The 18,600-nt window shown below is 40.2% G+C and carries 15 protein-coding genes; 6 read left to right on the top strand and 9 right to left on the bottom strand.

Annotation, left to right across the window (positions count from 1 at the left end; genetic code table 11):
* Window positions 1-152 precede the first annotated feature (152 nt).
* A complete protein-coding gene (locus tag VB693_RS21925) occupies window positions 153-413 on the top strand; it encodes a hypothetical protein (protein ID WP_323268106.1) in 261 nt (86 codons plus the stop codon).
* 76 nt (window positions 414-489) lie between these two features.
* Here VB693_RS21925 and VB693_RS21920 read toward each other — a convergent pair whose 3' ends face one another.
* From VB693_RS21920 to VB693_RS21900, 5 genes are all read right to left on the bottom strand, one after another.
* Window positions 490-2,079 carry an iron uptake porin gene (locus VB693_RS21920; protein WP_323268105.1) on the bottom strand — a complete coding sequence of 530 codons (1,590 nt, stop codon included), beginning with the start codon at window positions 2,077-2,079 and terminating at the stop codon, window positions 490-492.
* 147 nt (window positions 2,080-2,226) lie between these two features.
* On the bottom strand, window positions 2,227-2,838 hold the full coding sequence (locus VB693_RS21915; protein WP_323268104.1) for a Crp/Fnr family transcriptional regulator: 612 nt from the start codon (window positions 2,836-2,838) through the stop codon (window positions 2,227-2,229).
* 688 nt (window positions 2,839-3,526) lie between these two features.
* Window positions 3,527-4,195 carry a phosphate signaling complex protein PhoU gene (gene phoU / locus VB693_RS21910; protein ID WP_323268103.1) on the bottom strand — a complete coding sequence of 223 codons (669 nt, stop codon included), beginning with the start codon at window positions 4,193-4,195 and terminating at the stop codon, window positions 3,527-3,529.
* 28 nt (window positions 4,196-4,223) lie between these two features.
* The gene (locus VB693_RS21905) at window positions 4,224-5,555 is read right to left on the bottom strand and encodes an ATP-binding protein (protein ID WP_323268102.1); all 1,332 of its coding nucleotides are present in this window, start codon (window positions 5,553-5,555) and stop codon (window positions 4,224-4,226) included.
* Window positions 5,556-5,613: 58 nt separating this feature from the next.
* A complete protein-coding gene (locus tag VB693_RS21900; RefSeq protein ID WP_190698334.1) occupies window positions 5,614-6,366 on the bottom strand; it encodes a winged helix-turn-helix domain-containing protein in 753 nt (250 codons plus the stop codon).
* 577 nt (window positions 6,367-6,943) lie between these two features.
* On the opposite strand from VB693_RS21900, the gene VB693_RS21895 reads away from it, so the two are divergent.
* Complete coding sequence (locus VB693_RS21895) at window positions 6,944-7,927, top strand: hypothetical protein (RefSeq protein WP_323268101.1); 984 nt, start codon at window positions 6,944-6,946, stop codon at window positions 7,925-7,927.
* 53 nt (window positions 7,928-7,980) lie between these two features.
* Complete coding sequence (locus VB693_RS21890) at window positions 7,981-9,060, top strand: hypothetical protein (protein ID WP_323268100.1); 1,080 nt, start codon at window positions 7,981-7,983, stop codon at window positions 9,058-9,060.
* 65 nt (window positions 9,061-9,125) lie between these two features.
* Here VB693_RS21890 and VB693_RS21885 read toward each other — a convergent pair whose 3' ends face one another.
* The 3 genes from VB693_RS21885 to VB693_RS21875 all read right to left on the bottom strand — a co-directional run bounded on the left by VB693_RS21885 (window position 9,126) and on the right by VB693_RS21875 (window position 15,269).
* Window positions 9,126-10,541 (bottom strand): cation:proton antiporter, encoded by a 1,416-nt coding sequence (locus VB693_RS21885; RefSeq protein WP_323268099.1) that lies wholly within the window; start codon window positions 10,539-10,541, stop codon window positions 9,126-9,128.
* Window positions 10,542-10,739: 198 nt separating this feature from the next.
* On the bottom strand, window positions 10,740-12,416 hold the full coding sequence (locus tag VB693_RS21880; RefSeq protein WP_323268098.1) for a SulP family inorganic anion transporter: 1,677 nt from the start codon (window positions 12,414-12,416) through the stop codon (window positions 10,740-10,742).
* A gap of 744 nt (window positions 12,417-13,160) precedes the next feature.
* On the bottom strand, window positions 13,161-15,269 hold the full coding sequence (locus tag VB693_RS21875) for a M3 family metallopeptidase (RefSeq protein WP_323268117.1): 2,109 nt from the start codon (window positions 15,267-15,269) through the stop codon (window positions 13,161-13,163).
* Between the two features lie 237 nt (window positions 15,270-15,506).
* On the opposite strand from VB693_RS21875, the gene VB693_RS21870 reads away from it, so the two are divergent.
* Both VB693_RS21870 and VB693_RS21865 read left to right on the top strand, forming a co-directional pair.
* Entirely contained in the window at window positions 15,507-16,295 is a 789-nt protein-coding gene (locus tag VB693_RS21870) for a dienelactone hydrolase family protein (protein WP_323268097.1), read from the top strand.
* 200 nt (window positions 16,296-16,495) lie between these two features.
* Complete coding sequence (locus VB693_RS21865; protein ID WP_323268116.1) at window positions 16,496-17,482, top strand: zinc-dependent alcohol dehydrogenase family protein; 987 nt, start codon at window positions 16,496-16,498, stop codon at window positions 17,480-17,482.
* A 43-nt stretch (window positions 17,483-17,525) separates the two neighbouring features.
* Here VB693_RS21865 and VB693_RS21860 read toward each other — a convergent pair whose 3' ends face one another.
* A complete protein-coding gene (locus tag VB693_RS21860; RefSeq protein WP_323268096.1) occupies window positions 17,526-17,828 on the bottom strand; it encodes an acylphosphatase in 303 nt (100 codons plus the stop codon).
* A 105-nt stretch (window positions 17,829-17,933) separates the two neighbouring features.
* Between VB693_RS21860 and VB693_RS21855 the strand changes: the two genes are divergently transcribed.
* Window positions 17,934-18,311 (top strand): DUF1823 family protein, encoded by a 378-nt coding sequence (locus tag VB693_RS21855; protein ID WP_323268095.1) that lies wholly within the window; start codon window positions 17,934-17,936, stop codon window positions 18,309-18,311.
* Window positions 18,312-18,600 lie beyond the last annotated feature (289 nt).

Below are 18,600 nucleotides of genomic sequence, written 5' to 3'. Positions count from 1 at the left end.
TTCTGGTAAATAGCATTCTCACTAGAGCCAGCTGAATAACACCTAACTCTCAACTCTAACCATGTATTCTATTATGATGATTGTGGTGTCCGAAAAAACACCGATGAACTTTCTTAATTACGAATTACGAATTACGAACTACGAATTAATACATGGACGCTTTTGCTCCCATCCCGCCTGAATGGACAGATAAGGCAATTCACGCTTATAAGTTTTGCTGTCCTAGTTGTCGCGCCAGTAGCTTAGAAGCTGTACAAGTTTGGATTAATCGGCGATCGCCTGTATTCACAGAAAATCATCGCCGTAAATGGCAAGAGTTCTACAACTGTCGGTGTGGTTGTGTATGGTGGGCTTGGAGTAGCGATCGGCCTCCGTCTAATTTAGTCAAGCCTCAAGATTCTAGCTCTGAATAAAAAAAGCCCGCTTGCAAGCGGGCTTTTTGTTGTAATAGATACTTAATTAATTACCTATTTACTAAGCATAAGAGGTTTAGAACCTGAAGGTTGTGCGGAGAGTACCAACGTAGATGGTGTCATTGTTGTCATTATGCTCAGGGTTGAAGATAACCAACAAACCAGGAGTCACCTGAATGTTATCGGTGAGTCGGATTTTGTAGAGTCCTTCTAAGTGATAGGAAGTGTTAGAATCTCTCGTAACTCCACTACCACCAGTTAATTTAGGTGGTTGACCAAAAATCAAACCAAGGGTGTTACCTTCTCTACCGAAGTCTTTCACAGCCAAGTTAGCAGCCCAGTGCCAAATATCAGCATCTTGATTACCAACTTCGGATTTTGCATCAATGTACCCTACCCAACCACCAACGGCTAATTTATCACTGGGTTGGAAGCTAGCTTGAATACCGTAGTTGTTGGATGAACTGGCAACATTACCAAAGGGCCTACGAGCAGAGCTTGCTGCTATACTGCTTCCTGTACTACCCGTAAGGTTTACACCATCTATATTATTCTGATAAGCACGAGCGTAGGTAAAACCTAGATTGAGTGCTTTGCTTGGTTTAAAAGCAATTTGACCGAAGATAGCGTTAGCACCATCGAAGATACCATTACGATCAGCTGGGTCATTAGCGTTAGGTGCTAAATAAGCTGCGCTCAATGTCAAAGGACCACCAGGATTGAACTCCAAAGTTAAACCAGCACCACCAGCACCCAGACGGTAGATTGGGCTGAAACGTCCAAAGCGAGAAAGAGCTCCAGTACCACTGCTGCTGAAGTCAGGGTTAAAGACGTTGACGTTTTCGTTCAACTCAGCACCAGTGGCATCAATTTTGACGCGTGCTGGCCCGAAGTTGAAAGCATAGTTAACTTTATCGATTTCAACATTGTTGCCATTATCACCATCAAAACCCAAGCGGGTCATTCTAGTACCAGTTACATCATTATTTTCAACGATGTTACCGGAATTCAAACGAGTTTGCAGCCTGTCTGTACCAGTGAAACTGGTGTTGAGTGTTAACCGCACCCGGTTAGAAAATGTGGTGTTTGATTCCAAGTCTCCACCACCAGCTCTTTGATCACCAAATACTTGAGACAAGGCAAAAATTGCTTCCCCAGAAAGTTTGGTGGTAGTAGAGAACTGGTTAGCTTCCAATTCAGCAGTACGAGCTTCTAAAGCATCTACACGACCGCGCAGGGTTGCCAATTCAGCAGAAAATTCTTCTTGCAAACGCTGTAAGGTAGCTAGGTCTTCCTTTGTTACCAAATCAGCTGTAGCTGTAGCAATTAGTTCATTAACTCTGTCTAAACAAGCATTCAAACCAGCCGCAAACTCATACCGAGTCAACGCTCTGTTCCCACGGTATGTGCCGTTGGGATAACCTGCGATACAACCATAACGCTCAACTAAAGATTGCAAAGCTTGGAAAGCCCAGTCTGTAGGCTGTACGTCAGAAAACTGTGATACAGATGTTACTTGACCGATTTCTTGAGAGGCTTGAGTCAGTTGGGTAACACTTGTCACCTTTTCAGTTGCTTCTCCAGCCAAAGCACTGTTAGCAGCCAAAAAGGTAGCCGCAAAGACGGCTGGACTTACTTTTAAAGCGTTCCAGAATAGTTTTGTCATGATCTTAAATTCCGCTCACACCAACGAGTTCAAAGTCATGGTAAAATCTCAAACTCAATTAATTTTCGTAAGATAATTTACACATGAGATTCAGTAGTCATTATACATATCTTCCAGTAATTAACACAAGAAAATTTCTAATTTTTTTTACTTTATTCTTAGTTGTTTATTCGGTAGGCATAGAATAATCCGGCGTTGATAACGTAACAGCATTTCTGCTGTTTCAAACTCTTGCAACAGGCGTGTTATTGTGACTCTGGTTGTGCTTAACACTTCTGCTATTTCCTGATGGGTAATATATAGTTCAATCAGACACCCCTGTTCCACATCGCGCCCAAATTTTTTACTTAGCCATACCAAAAATTCCCATAAACGTAGTGAAATAGGTTTGAGATTTAGTATATTTAAAAGCTCTTCTGAATTTTGGATGTGAGCAACAAAAGCATTTATATATTGATGCCAAAGGTGTGCAGGAATAGTGCTTACTTCTACACTTGTCAAACATTCAATTTGATAAGGTTTTACTTTGGATAAAGGATATCCGATTAAATCACCAGCCCCCCAATATCCTAGAGTGATAAATGTTCCATCTTCACCCCAAGTTAGTGTACGAACTGCTCCACGATCAATTAGCCAAAGTACGTCATTGACAGGATCAAGGACTTCTCGACGGGTAAATAGCCTTTGTGATAAATGTCCATTAAAGGTAGATTTATTTGCTAAAGTAGCAGAATCGGGCGGAAAAATTATCGATGACATTATGGGGGATGTTCCTAGAATTGAATTACTAGATTTTTTATTTATTAAAAGTTAATTATTCGTTTAGCATTGCACACTATAAAATATATAATTTTTCATATTATTTTTTTGATAGATAATTTTTATGGGGTAAAATTAATTTACCATAACATTTGGTATTTCTCAATACAGGTGATTTTTAGAATTTATAACAAAGATGTTTTCTTGCATTTATGAGCTTTGGTAGAAGCACTTATTCTCAATGTTTTATGGTTAGATAGATAGCATCAATTTGTTATTAATATTTTTTGATTATTGATTATTTGTATTCATTATTTCATCTATTTTTATTGCATTTTATAAAACTAATTAGTATGAATATTAGCTGACTTCCCCATAAAATTTTTGACCTGTTTCTAAAATAGAATGTTATTGAAATATGAGGATATACAATATTAATTAAACTTTACTTATGTATCATAAAAGTATTGCTTATAGATATATTTTCAGCATAGACATCCATCCACAGAGATATTTATTGATTACCATGCCAAATTTAATTTTATAAGTTTAAGGAAAGGTAATGATTGAGTAAAATGTTACTCATATTTAGTAAGTTTTCATGATTTATAGCGACCAAGACATAAAAAATAGAGGATTGGCTAATTAGGAACTTGCCAATCCTCTGTTACTGATGGTTCTGCATAATTTAGGAGCGTTGACCGGTGACGATGTACGCCACCCTTTGACCGATATTAGTTGCATGATCTGCCATTCTTTCCAGACACCGAATCGCCAAAGCTAGTAAGATAATTGGCTCAACAACACCTTGTACATCTCGTTGTTGAGCTAAAGTCTGATACACGCAATTGTAGGCATTGTCTACGGTATCATCTAAATGTTTGATCCCCCGTCCACCGACTGCATCTAAATCAGCTAAAGCGACTAAACTAGTTGCTAACATTGCTTGGGCATGATGAGACATCACGGCAATCTCTGGTAAAGAGGTGTGGGGCGGATAAGGAAAGATTTTTACGGCAATATCAGCTAAATCCTTAGCATAATCGCCAATTCGCTCTAAATCGCGTACTAATTGCATAAAAGCACTTAAACAGCGCAAATCTTGAGCCGTAGGTGCTTGTAATGTCATGATAGATGTACAGTCTGATTCTATTTGTCTATAAAAACGATCAATTTTTTTATCTAATCGAGGAATTTCCTCTGCTGCTTGCAAGTCGCGGGAAAATAAGGCTTGGTGGCTCAGGCGACATGATTGTTCCACCAAAGCTCCCATGCGTAATACATCCCGTTCTAATCGCCTAATGGCGCGTGCTAACTGGGGACTTGCAGAGTTGGGACTATAAACAACGACTTTCACACTTGTAGTCTCAAAGGTGAAGATATTCTTAACTATAGTCTTCGCTTTGGGAGTTTGCCATCATCACAGGGAATTGAACCTGCATCCATGCGCCATCGGTTTGGGGATGGTTCATGGCTTTAATCGAACCACCATGAGCTAAAACAATTTGTCGCACGATCGCCAAACCCAAGCCATTACCTACAATAGTTTCCACTGGACTATTTGCTGGTAAGGAAGAATGAGTCCGGGATTTATCTCCGCGATAAAATCGCTCAAAAATATGGGGTAAATCTTCTGGTGCAAAACCTACTCCAGAATCAATTAGATTGATTTCTAAAGTTGGGCAAGTAATATCACCCTCCTGATGAGCTTTTGGCTGCAATATTTTGGCTTGAATTTGAATGTTGGCAGCAGGCGGACTATATTTAATACTATTATCTAGCAAGTTGAGAAAAACTTGATAAATGCGGGCGGGATCGGCTTTAATCCAGATATTTTCGGGGCCAGAATAGGAAAGAGATAAATTTTGTCGTTGTGCCAATGGTTCTAGGGTTTCCCAAACGGATAAAATGAGCGATCGCAATTCCACTGCTTCCGTTTGTAATTGAAACGCCAGACTAGTTTCCATTTGGGTGAGTTCTAACCAACTTTGTACCAAGTTAATCAATCGGTCTACCTCCTGCATCAAACGGTCAACCCAACGATTCAAAGGCGGGTCTAATCGATTTTGCAGGGTTTCTACTACCAGACGAATCGAAGTTAATGGGGTTCGCAACTCATGAGCCAAGTCGGAAAATGAGCGTTCCCGCACTTGGTTCATATCCTGTATAGGTTGGCGGTTCTCTAAAAACACGCCGACTTGACCGTGAGGTAAAGGTAAACTAGAAGCTCGCAACGCTAAAGATTTGATTGTGGGCATTTCTGCGGGATTATCACAAGAAGGGTGAAACATCCAATCTTTAATTTTAGCTACTTGCTCATCACGAGTTTGCTCAATCAAGCGGTCAAGTTCATAGGAACGCACTAATTCTAGCAACAGGCGTACCTGTCCTGGTTGCCATCTTTGCAGATACAAAATTTTCTGGGCTTGTTGATTACACCACAGCAGTTGATTTTCTTCATCTACTTGCAAATATCCCACTGGTGCAAAGTCGAGCAGGTCTTGGTAAGTTTGTAGTGACTGCTGCCAGTCTTGTCCTTGCTGCTTGAGCATGACAAGCTCTTGCCTTAGCCGGGGTAGCCAAGGCATGGTCACTTTAGGAGTGCGGGAGTTTAAAGGTTGGAGTACGCGCTCCAGGTAGCGGTTTAATTGAACCTGTTGCCAAATCCAAAACCCAATGCCTACCGCTAAACCCAGAAGAAATCCCAATAAGAGCATTTGAGTTTAAGTTGTTAGTTGCTGGTGATTACTAAAAACTAACAACTATCTGACTAGCTTATCCGAATCGATAGCCAAATCCTCTTACAGTCACAATATATTCTGGATGGCTGGGGTCTTGCTCTAATTTTTCGCGCAACCACCGGATGTGAACATCTACAGTTTTGCTATCGCCAACAAAATCAGGCCCCCACACCTGATCTAGTAACTGCTCCCGTGACCATACTCGGCGAGCATAACTCATGAATAATTCCAATAGGCGGAATTCTTTGGGAGAAAGGTTCACTTCTTGTCCACGTACCAACACCCGGCATTCTTGGGGGTTTAAGGTGACTTCTTTATATTTGAGGACTGGTAGCTGTGGTAGGGTGCTGAGGCGTTGGCGGCGGAGTAAAGCGCGACAACGTGCTACTAACTCCCGCATACTGAAGGGCTTCGTTAAATAGTCATCTGCTCCTACTTCTAAACCCAACACGCGATCGGTTTCGCTACCTTTGGCACTGAGCATTAAAATCGGTACTGGGTTGCCTTGATGACGTAGTAAGCGGCAAATATCTAAGCCATTGATTTGGGGCAACATTAAGTCCAGAATCACTAAGTCGAATGGAAATTCTCCCCCGTTCGACTCAAAATTTTTCAGATATTCCACAGCAGAACGCCCATCAGGGGCAGTTACTACGCCATAACCTTCTTCTTCTAATGCTACAGCTAGCATTTCTTGGATTAGCTCTTCATCTTCTACCACCAGAACACGGCTCGTTTGTCCAATGTCTGCTCTAGCAGAATATTTGATTGATTCACTGGTGTACATTGATATCACAAAAGTCTAACCCTGTGCTTGTATCAATATCATGCTTGATGATGCTTGAGTTAATTGTCTGCTTTCAGTGCATTCATGTTTGCACCATCGTGAATTACTTTGCAAAAAAGTAATGTTTGTAACAGTAATACATATATCATAAATTACTCTGGTTGCAAGAAAGCGATCGCATTTACATTAACTTATAGCAGAAGCTATGGGAGCAGACCTCCTCTGTGAGACATTCAACAAAACTCTTTCTAGCGGTGTCAGTCGAACGCAAAACAGAGGAGAAATTTTTAACGCAGTCCCTAGTCCCTATTCCTCAACGCTTGACAATAGCAGACTCATCTGAGTATATTTGATAGTACATAAATACTATACCAAAAAGGTCGCAGCACAGCAAAAAGCGTATAAACTTTGGCATGAATAATTCATACGTACTTCAAGTAAGGGTTATTGCTTGATTTCCGTAATTGTACTGCATCAATAAACTTTATTTCCAGGCTACTCTGAAATGTCTGCAAAGAGTAGTTATTTGGTATGACTTACTACTCACTCAACTATTACACTTCAAGGGAGTTGAAATATGACAACTGTTGCAATTAAAGATAATAAACAGCAACTAATTCAAGCATTTCAACAAATTCTGAATGAAAGGAAGAAACTAGAATCAAAAATAGCCACTAAACAAGAAGAAGCAGATAAAGCTAAAAATCTAGAAATTTTGGCGGTTGCTTCTACGTATACTGTTGATAGTATTGTCAAAGGTTTAGCAGACTTACAGTTAGAATTTGGTAGCATTGTCAATAGTCTTGCTGAAAAATTAGCTCAAGAAAACTCGAAATTAGATGAACTTAATCGAGCTATAGAAATAGAAATTCAAACCCTACAAGACCTGCAAAAAATTAGAATTGTTGCCGATGCTCTAGATATTTTACAACAGGAGCATCAAGAAAAGTTAAAAAATTTAGAGCAAGATACTGTCACAAAGAAAGAATCACTAGAAAAAGAAATCGTAATTAAGCGTAAAGACTGGCAAAAAGAGCAATTAGACTTTGAAGAAGCACTACAAACATATATTGAATTGTTAGCCAAAGAACGCCAGCAAGAGCAAGAGGAATATCAATATAAAATAGAAACTACACATAAACTTAATACTGATGTCTATGAGTCTAGCAAACGTACATTAGAAAGAGATATCCAAGAAAAAAATCAACAGAAAGATAAAGATTGGACTGAGAGAGAAAAATTCTTGCATGAACATCAGGCTTTATTTACTCAATATCAACAAACAGTAGCAACATTTCCTAATGAAGTTGAAGAAGCAATTAAAAAAGCCAGGGAAGAAGCTATTAAAGATACTAGCCAGAAAGCTAAGATAGAGGCTGATCTATTTGAGAAAGAATGGGAATCTAGTAAGCAAAGCTATGAATTGAAAATCAAGTCTCTGGAAGAAACAATTCAGAAACAAACTGAACAGATAGAAAGTATATCAACTCAATTACAGTCTACATTAAAACAAGCCCAAGACTTGGCAATGAGAGCTTTTGATAGTTCTACTTCTAAATAATTAGCAATTTGTTTACTTGTAATTAAATGTGCATAAATAATTAAGAGGTGCTTATGACAACAAAAAAACTAACAGATAAAAATACCAAGGCTGAAATTCTCCAAGCTTATGAAGATTTAACCAAAGAGACATCATCCCTGAAGTTGCAAATCAATCAAGGATTAAAAGAAAAACAATCTGAAAATAAAGAGCCACTTAAAACAGCGACAAATCAACTTATAAATCAGTCTACTACCATCCAACAAAAAATGAATTATACAATTGAAAATTTAGCGAAAATTCAATTGGGATTTAGTAGCGCGGCTAATGAATTATCAGAAAAACTAACCACACAAGCATCTAGGTTAGAAGAAATTATAAAATCTGTAGAGAATCAAACTGAGCAATTAAAACAGTTACATAATTTAGAAGTTACAGATAATACTTTAGATACGCTTATTTCATCATATGAAGATAATTCTAAAGCTTATCAAGATGAGTTTAACCAGCGTTACGATTTACTCTCACAAGAAACATTAGCACAGAAAACCGCTTGGCAAAAAGAACAAGAAGAACACCAAAGAACAATCAAAGAGAGAAATGATAACTTAAATAAAACTCGCCAAAGAGAAACGGCAGAATATAAATATGATTTAGAACTCCAGCGACGATTAAATCTAGATGAATATGAACAAAGACAGAAAGCTTTATATCAACAGTTAGAAGAATTAAAAGAGGAAGTAGCAAAACAGTGGACTGAACGAGAGAAGACAATTTTTGAACGGGAGCAACAATTTGAAGAGTATAAAACCAAAGTAGAAACTTTCCCGAAAGAAAAAGAAGCAGTCATCAAAAAAGCTACAGAAGAAGGTAAAGGAATCGCTCACTATCAAGCCAAAGTAAAATCTGATTTATACGCGAAAGAAGTAGAAGGCCAAAAGCGTTTTTATGAACAGAGATTACAATCGCTAGAACAAACAATTACTAATCAGGAAAACAGACTACAAAATCTCTCTCAACAACTGGAATCAGCCCTCAAACAAGTGCAAGATTTGGCAGTTAAAGCCATTGAAGGGACTGCAAATATCAACTCATACCAGGCTATGAAAGAAATAGCATTAGAACAGGCGAAAAGCCAGATGAAAAATAAATAATTAGGTAACGCAGAAGCAGTGAACAGTGTTGATGACTGATAACTGTTCACTGTTCTATAGTAGATTTAACCAAGTAAATCTGCTTTTTCTAGGGATTCTGGGGAAGCCACAGAGTTTTTAAACGCCAAACGTAACAAAGGCGGTGCTAAGAAGGTAGTCAGGATAACCATGATGATAATTGCGGCTTGCAGAGGTTTATCCAAAGTACCACTAGCTGCACCAATACCAGCAAATACTAGACCAACTTCACCACGGGGAACCATACCTACACCAACCGCCAAGCGGTTGATTCCAGGCTGACCAAAAATTGCCCAACCAGTGACAACTTTACCAATAATTGCCACGAAAATTAAAAAGGCGGCAATAATTAATCCTTCTCTATTCTCAGGCAGTACAGGATTCAGCACACCTAAGTCTACTTTAGCTCCAACTGTCACAAAGAAAATAGGTACGAAAACATCAGCAATGGGTTTAACCTGCTCATCTAACTCCTTGCGTTTGTCGGTTTCATCTAGAACTAAGCCAGCCGCAAACGCACCTAAGATAGCTTCTAGATGGATAGCATTACCCAAGAATGCCATAAAGAATGCAAAGATAAATGCTGGAATCACTAAATTCCCTCGTGTTTGCAATTTATCTGCAACAGCTATAAAGCTTTGATTGAAAAATTTGCCCAGTAAAATTGAGCCAATGAGAAAAACAGTGGCACTGACAATTAAATAAATGACGTTGAAAATATCTACTTCACCTGTTTTAGCCAGACTAGCAACCACTGCTAACACGATGATGCCCAAGATATCGTCAATGACTGCTGCACCAACAATAATTTGACCCTCTCTAGATTTGAGATAGCCAATTTCTGAGAGAACTTTAGAGGTAATACCAATACTTGTTGCTGTCAGGGCTGCACCAGCAAAAATCGCTGGAATAACTGGGGCATGAAATAATAAAATCAGTCCGGCTGTACCCGCAGCAAAGGGAACTGCTACGCCAACGCACGCCACAATGGCGGCTTGATAACCGACTTTTTGCAGTTCTTTTAAATCTGACTCCAAACCAATTTCAAATAACAGAATAATCACACCCAATTCAGCCAAAATGGAAATTGCTTCACTCTGACTATTAAAAATGGCTGTGGCTGCATCGGGGGTGAGGTTGTTAATGAATTGCAGCACACTCATAATCATGGAGTCATCAGCTACTGCACCGCTTTCGGGAAATACAACTAAATGCAGTGCTGAAGCACCCACCAATACACCACCAACCAATTCACCTAAAACGGGAGGTAAGTCTATCATCCTAGACAACTCACCGCCAATTTTACTAGCCAGATAAATGACTACCAAAGTGAGTAATACACCAGTCAGAACAATAGGAGCATTTTCGGCGTTGGTTTCTGTTGTCAACAATAAAGGTGGCAATGTAGAGATTGATGGTGTCAAAGAAGTCATCGAATTAATGATTGGCTCTGAAAAAATCATTTGGTTTGTCTGTAAATGCTGGGGGTCAATTACTAATTGATGCGTATTCCAAGTAATTGGACAGGTAAAAACCTGTCCAATTATTTATATCTTTTGCTAGAGTTTAACTTGATTTTGTCAGGCGGGGAATGGGGAATGGAGCTTTGGTAATAATAATATTCTCCTTTGCTCCCCCGCCTTTTATCTGTCCTCTGTCACCTAGTAAACGCTAGAAGTATTATCCGTTTTAACTAAAGCAACAGCTTGTTTTAGAGCTTCTACACGGTCTACGAACATATGATGTGGCGGTACAAATCTAGAAATACCAAAGTTTTCTAAGCGGCGTTTAACTTTACCTGTTGCACCGACTATGAGAACGTGACGACCTTGTTCACAAGCGTCTTTAATTGCATTTTCAATTGCTAAAGAAGCAGTCACCCCTAACATGGGTACATCGCTGAGATCCACAATTAGCACATCAGAGTCAGCCATTGCTGAGTGTTCGCGAGCGATCGCTTTAGAAACTCCAAAGATCATCGGCCCACTCAAGTAAAATAGCAGAATGCGCCCATTGGCTTGATCTAGTAACTTCTTCTCTTCATCATTCAAAACGATGGTATCGTCGGCATCACTAATTGTCTTAACCTCTTGAGATTGTAATTGTGAAAGACGCTCAATAGTTAAGATATTGGCAATAAAGACTCCTATACCTACAGCTACGATCAAGTCTACAAATACGGTGAGGAACAAAACACCGTACATAATCACTGAACCTTTCCAAGAAACTTTGTGAGCGCGTTTCAGGAAACTCCAGTCGAGAATATCAATCCCCACTTTCAAGGCAATACCCGCCAATACTGCCATTGGGATACTTTCTGTGAGATTTGCTGCCCACAAAACTACAACCAACAAAACCAAGGCGCGAGTTAAACCAGATACAGCAGTGCTAGCACCAGTTTGGATATTAACTACCGTTCCCATTGTCGCACCAGCACCTGGTAATCCACCGAACAAACCAGATACTATGTTACCAATACCTTGACCAATCAATTCTTTGTCAGATTTATGTTCAGTGCGAGTCAAACTATCTGCAATCACTGCCGTTAGTAAGGTATCAATACAACCCAACATTCCCAACATCGCACCATCGACGAGCATAATTGTGATTTGGGATGGAGTGAAGACAGGTAGTTGCAAGCTTGGCAATCCCATTGGGATTTCACCAATTCGTCTAATTTCCAGATTGCCAAAAAAGACGAGAGAAACTACAGTCCCAATAATTAACGCTACTAACTGCGGTGGAACAACACGCTTAATTTTAGCTGGCATTAAGAAAATAATTGCCAACGTCAGCACACCCAAAGCTGTTTCGGCCGGATTGATTTTTGTCAATAAATCGGGCAGATTCTGTACTATCCCCAGCACCCCACCTTTAGGGTTAGGTTGACCAACGAAAGGGGCAACTTGCAAAATGATAAGAATCACCCCAATCCCTGACATGAAGCCAGAAATTACACTGTAGGGCATGAGGGTAATGTATTTACCCAGCTTAAATATGCCAAGTAAAATTTGAAACAACCCCGCTAGCATAACTACAGTAAAAGCCATCGCTAAACCGGTTTTTTCATCACCACCAGCTGCCGCAATCATGGAAGTAACGATCGCCGTCATGACTACAGTCATTGGCCCTGTAGGTTCGGAAATTAAAGTTGGCGTACCACCAAATAATGCGGCAAAAAAACCGACACAAACAGCACCATAAAGACCAGATGCTGGGCCAGCACCAGAGGCGGCAGCAAAAGCCAAAGCTAGGGGTAGAGACACAATTGCGGCAGTGACACCACCGAATATATCCCCTCGCAGGTTTCTAAAATTAATAGTATTGGTCAAGGACATTGTAGTTTTCTAAAACAAGCAAAGAAGTTTTGATGGTTGATAAAAAATTGGGGCAGTCTTTAGTAAATTTTTGATTTCATATTCATGAAAAGTTAAGACAAGAAAACAAAATTTTCTTGTCTAGCCAAAGACGGGTACAAAAAAAGCTATATACACCCCTTACATCAAGAGTAAGTTTTGGTTATAGCTAAATTAATTTCTGATGAGAATAGCTTACAGCTTTTAATCCCAATGTTGTCAATTTGATATGTTAATTATTAAAACAATATTAAATCACTATCATCAATAAAAACTTATACATCTGAATAAATCGTAGTTTGATGAATGATACTATTGCTTAAGCAAAGGACTTGCACATCAAATAAACAAGTCTGTATCTGTAGTTAATTTTTATTTATATCTTTGATTTATTATTTGCTTAGGAAAAGTTTTTGGCAATTTGGCAACCTCATGTGTCCTAGAGTAGTTTTAATAGACATATCAACAGGGATAGCGGGTATAGCGAGACATCGATACAAGGTAGGGATCAAACCTAGTCTCCGTATTCCTAGCCCATCGCCAGTTGTTGACCAAGGGTTGGAGAATGGCTCTACATAGTTGAAATGGTCAAGTTACACCCCTTGTTCATCGCTTCACACAACTGGCTATAAATAAAAACAACAGAATATATCTAGAAATAAATTTTTCTTTGTGTCTTTGTGCCTCTGTGGTGAAGAAGCACAAAGAACAAGATATTTTTCTTTACTAAACTGAGGTTACTAATAACCCATTATGTTTGAGTAAAGAACTTGTACTTGGTTGACGACCCCGGAATGCTTGAAACACTTCCATTGGATGTTTGCTACCACCAAGAGCTAGCACTGTATCTCTGTAACGTCTACCAGTAGCTTTAATAGCTGCTTCATCTTCTAGTCCCGCTTCTTCAAAAGCAGCAAAAGCGTCAGCACTTAGCACTTCAGCCCACTTGTAACTGTAATATCCTGCTGCATAACCACCTTCAAAAATATGGCCAAAGGCACACAAGAAAGCATCTTCTGGTAACGGGGGTAACACAGTAGTAGTCTTGGCAACACGATGACGCACATCGACGGCGGTTTCATTGCTACCTGGACGATAACGAGAGTGTAATTCTAAATCAAGAAGGCTAAAGTGGACTTGCCGCAAAATGACGCTACCACTCATGTAATTACGTGCCGCCAGAAGTTTTTGATAATAATGCTCTGGTAGCAGTTCACCAGTTTCATAATGTTGAGCCATGCTAAACAAAGTAGTGCGCTCATAGCACCAGTTTTCCATAAACTGGCTAGGTAGTTCTACAGCATCCCATTCAACATTATTAATCCCTGCTGCACCACTATAGTCAACCTTGGTCAGCATATGATGCAAACCATGACCAAACTCATGGAACAAGGTTTCCACTTCATAGAAAGTCATCAAACTAGGTTGACCATCCACTGGGGGAGTTTGGTTACATATCAAATAAGCCACAGGTAGGCGAATAGCAGTCACACCATTGTTAGTGATTTTGCTGCGATTAATGCAAACATCCATCCAAGCACCACCACGCTTTTCGGCGGGACGGCTGTAAGGGTCTAAGTAGAAGTAGGCGATGGGAGTGCCTGTTTCATCAGCTATTTGGAAATAACGAACATCTTTATGCCACACTGGGGCTTGACCATCAGCTGGAGTGACGGTGATACCGAAAAGTCGGTTAACTAGTCCAAATAAACCTTCTAAAACTTGGGGTAGGGGGAAGTAAGGACGTAGTTCTTCGGCGGTGAAGGCAAATTTTTCTTCTCGTTGGCGTTCAGCCCAAAAACTGATATCCCAGTGTCGTAAATCTTGGGCTTCTGCTGCTCCTTTGGTAGAAGCAAAGGCTTTGAGTGCTTCTAAATCTTGATTAGCAGAATTGTAACTAGCACTGCGTAATTCTTCTAAGAGTGTCTCGACTGCCTCAACATTAGAGGCCATTTTACTGGTTAAGCTTAATTCAGCAAAATTTTTAAATCCCAGTAAATTAGCTAGTTCCTGGCGCAACGCCAAAATCCTTTCTATGAGGGGTTGATTATCTAACTCCCCGGATGAAGCGCGGGTGATATAGGCTTTGTAAAGCTTTTCACGCAAATCACGACGGGTGCTGTGCTGCATGAAGGGGTTGTAGCTGGGAAAGTCTAAAGTAATACGCCAAGGGCCGTTTTCTGGCGTGGCGTTTTCTTCTCCGGCTGCACGGGCTGCTTGTGCGGCTAAACTCAACCAGCTTTGGGGTAAACCATCAACTTCTTCTTTAGTTGTCAGGGTTAAACTAAAGGCTTTGGTAGCATCTAAGACATGGTTAGAGAACTTAGTAGAAAGTTCTGCTAACTCCATTTGAATAGCGTTGAAACGTTCCCGTGCTTCTCCTTGTAAGCCGACGCCAGAAAGTTCGGCATCACGAATAGCGGCTTCGACGATTCTTTGTTGAGCTGATGCTAAATTTTTCCAACTATCACTGGTGCGGAGTTCTTTAAAAGCATTATAAATGGGTTGGCTTTGTCCCAGTTTATTCATGAACTGTACTACCTGCGGTTGCACAGTTTCGTGAGCCTCGCGTAATTCTGGGCTATTTTTGACACCCATTAAATGACTCACAATGCCCCAACTCCAGTAGAGGCGTTCTGTTAGCTTTTCTAGGGGTTCTACTAAACCACTCCAATTAGGTTGAATATTGCCTTCTAAGGCGGTAAGTTGTGCGTCGAGTTCTGCCAAAAGTTTTTCAAAGGCGGGTATAACTTGGTCTGGTATAATTTCTCCAAAGGGAGGTAATCCAGAACCTTTGAGTAAAGAATTTTGAGGAATAGTGGTATTTGCACTCATAGTTTTATGTGAGCAGCAGTTGATGGGTAAATAACGATTGTAATTTCTTTTATTTCTAATATAGCGATCAGCTACCCTGGGGTGCAGCCCATCGCCAACAGCAAGCCTGAGCATCATTGCTGTCCAATGTAGAACTCCCATCATGCCCAAGTAGCAGATATTGTATTAGCAACAATATAGAACTTTGCCACTTTTTTAGGGATAATTCCAAAATACCTTTGTATTGGGTGCTTCGAGATGAGATTAATATTTTCTGTTTTACTGACACCTGTGGCTGTACTTTTAGCTTCTGCACAAGCTTTGGCAGCACTACAAACTAAAACTGTCCAGTATAAACAAGGTGATACTGTTTTAGAAGGTTATCTAGCCTACGATGATGCTATCAAAGGTAAGCGTCCCGGCGTGTTAGTGGTGCATGAATGGAACGGATTACAATCTTATGCTAAAAAACGTACTGAACAACTAGCCAAACTGGGTTATGTGGCTTTTGCTGCCGATATTTACGGTAAAGGCATTAGACCTAAAAATGCCCAAGAATCAGGAACACAGGCGACAATTTACCGTAAAGATAGACAATTATTACGGGAAAGAGCCAATGCTGGGTTAAAAGTTTTACAAGCAAATCCCCTTACCGATATTAAACGTATTGCCGCCATTGGTTACTGCTTTGGTGGTGGTACTGTGTTAGAATTAGCACGTAGCGGTGCAAATATTGCCGGAGTAGTCAGTTTTCACGGCAACCTCGACACCCCGAACATCGAAGATGCTAAAAACATTAAAGCTAAAGTCTTAGTCTTACATGGTGCTGATGACCCCTTTGTCCCAGAGGAGCAAATCACAGGCTTTGAAACCGAAATGCGCCAAGCTAATGTAGACTGGCAATTCGTTTCCTATGGTCGTACAGTACATAGCTTCACCAATCCAGAAGCTAAAGGTGAGATGAAAGGCGTAGAATACAACCCTATTGCCGACCAGCGTTCTTGGCAAGCGATGCGGCAGTTTTTTGCAGAAATATTTCGGAAGTAGGGAATTGGGACTGGGACAATAGTGCTGAGGTTACTTGAATACTGATTCAGTATTTAATTAGTATAGAAATACTTAGTAAAACGCGGCGGAAATAGAGATACCATTCTCAATCGTTCAAAGTCTTACAATACGGGAATTTTGAATTTTGAATTTTGAATTTTGACTTCCGCGTAGCGGCTCTAGTCCCCAATCCCCAACCTATGCGTGCAATGATTTTAGAGGCACAAAGTCAACCCTTACGATTAGTTGACTTGCCCATACCAAGTTATAGTCCTAAGCAAGTGCTGATTCGCGTTCATGCTTGCGCTGTATGTCGTACAGATTTGCATATAGTTGATGGCGAACTGACACACCCAAAATTACCTCTGATACTGGGACATCAAATTGTTGGTACTATCGAGGCAATGGGCGCAAAAGTTGAGAACTTGAGGGTTGGGCAACGGGTTGGTGTGCCTTGGTTGGGATATACTTGCAATTCCTGCCCCTATTGTCTTTCTAGACGAGAAAATCTCTGCGATTATGCTGAATTTACAGGCTACAATCTAGACGGTGGCTTTGCTGAGTATACCGTAGCAGACCATCGCTTTTGCTTTCCTTTAGACCCCAGTTATCCTGACTTGCAAGCTGCACCCTTGCTATGTGGGGGTTTGATTGGCTATCGCGCTTACAACATGACTGGTGATGCTCAAAAAATAGGTTTTTACGGTTTTGGTTCATCGGCTCATATCCTCATTCAACTAGCGCGTTATCAAAACCGTCAAGTGTTTGCTTTTACACGTCCTGGCGATATTGCTGGACGAGAATTTGCGCGTCAATTGGGTGCAACCTGGGCAGGTGACTCCGATATGTTACCCCCAGAACCATTAGATGCAGCCATTATTTTTGCACCCGTCGGAAAGCTTGTACCAGCAGCTTTACGGGCTGTTGGGAAAGGTGGTGTAGTAGTTTGTGCAGGAATTCATATGAGTGATATTCCCTCTTTTCCCTACAGTATTCTCTGGGAAGAGAGAGTATTACGTTCTGTAGCTAATTTGACCCGCCAAGATGGAGAAGAGTTTTTAGCTTTAGCACCGCAAATTCCTATTCATACTGAAGTCAACGCCTTTCCTTTAACTCAGGCAAATCAAGCTTTAGAAGCACTTCGCAACGGCAAAATTGAAGGTTCGGCTGTATTAGTAGTGGAGTAAAAAGGTAAACTATACCACTGCCTAAATCTCATTCCTCGATTAACTAAGCAACACGCTTCACTTCAAATCCTCGCAATCCTTCGGGGTGTTCGTACTCAACGTTAACGTCCTGGACTACGGCAGCAGGTGGGCCAACATGACACCAGCGTACCATCTCTTCTACAATTTCCCGCGCCCCTTCAAATACAGCTTCTACCTGACCATCAGGTAGATTCCGCACCCAACCAGTTAATCCCAACTGGCTAGCCGTGTCTACAGTAGCATAGCGATAGCCTACCCCTTGCACTCTACCAGAAATCAAGACATGGGCGCGAGTCAGCTTTGATTGTGGTGTAGGATTTGGCATTGACTAGTTTATACTTTATAATCACCAGTCTACATTGTTTGTGAATCCAGAACTAATATTTTAAATTAAAACTGCTAATTTAAAATGTTGAATTCTGCATTGCTTATGTCTGAACTACCGCCACTCAATACAGATACTATCTGGGGTATTCTCAACGATCAAATTGATGACGCTACGGTTATGCAATTGGTATGGTACTATCTGGGTTATCGCTACGACTCCACAACTGGAAAGTGGGATAACAGTGCTGTTGCACCAGAATGGCGAGATGAGTACCCAGAACCACCAAATTTTCTAGATAGCCGTCCAGCTACTATGAAGTTAACTCGTTCTATCCCCAAGGAATACAAACAAATCACTAAAGAAAAGCTGGGCTTTAAAGGTTACAAACTCGGTGAGTTTACTCCTAGAGAAACTCGTAGGGCAACATCTGCTAATTGGTTATTAAGTTATTTGCAACAAAGTATTGATAAACAGGGATAATTTCTTGATAGCAAATATTCAGTATCAAAATATATAGTATTAACTGAATATTTGCTATTGATCTCTCACAAGAAAGATTTAAATACCAAATTCATTGCTAAAAAATAATTTGTTTACATCTAATCAATGAAATTGTTGTGGATAAATATCAATGTTTAGGTCATAGGGATTCGGCGAAGTAATTCCATGATTACCACCAATTCAGAATATTAATGCTTATATATCCAATGAGAGTAGACAACCACCGATAATATGATTAACAAGATTTTGCCGATTTTGGAATCAATAA

This window comes from Anabaena sp. UHCC 0399 (assembly GCF_034931465.1).
In the GTDB taxonomy this organism is placed as follows: domain Bacteria; phylum Cyanobacteriota; class Cyanobacteriia; order Cyanobacteriales; family Nostocaceae; genus Trichormus; species Trichormus minutissimus.
Note: the sequence above shows the minus strand (reverse complement) of the source record. Positions and strands in the feature narration are given on the sequence as shown.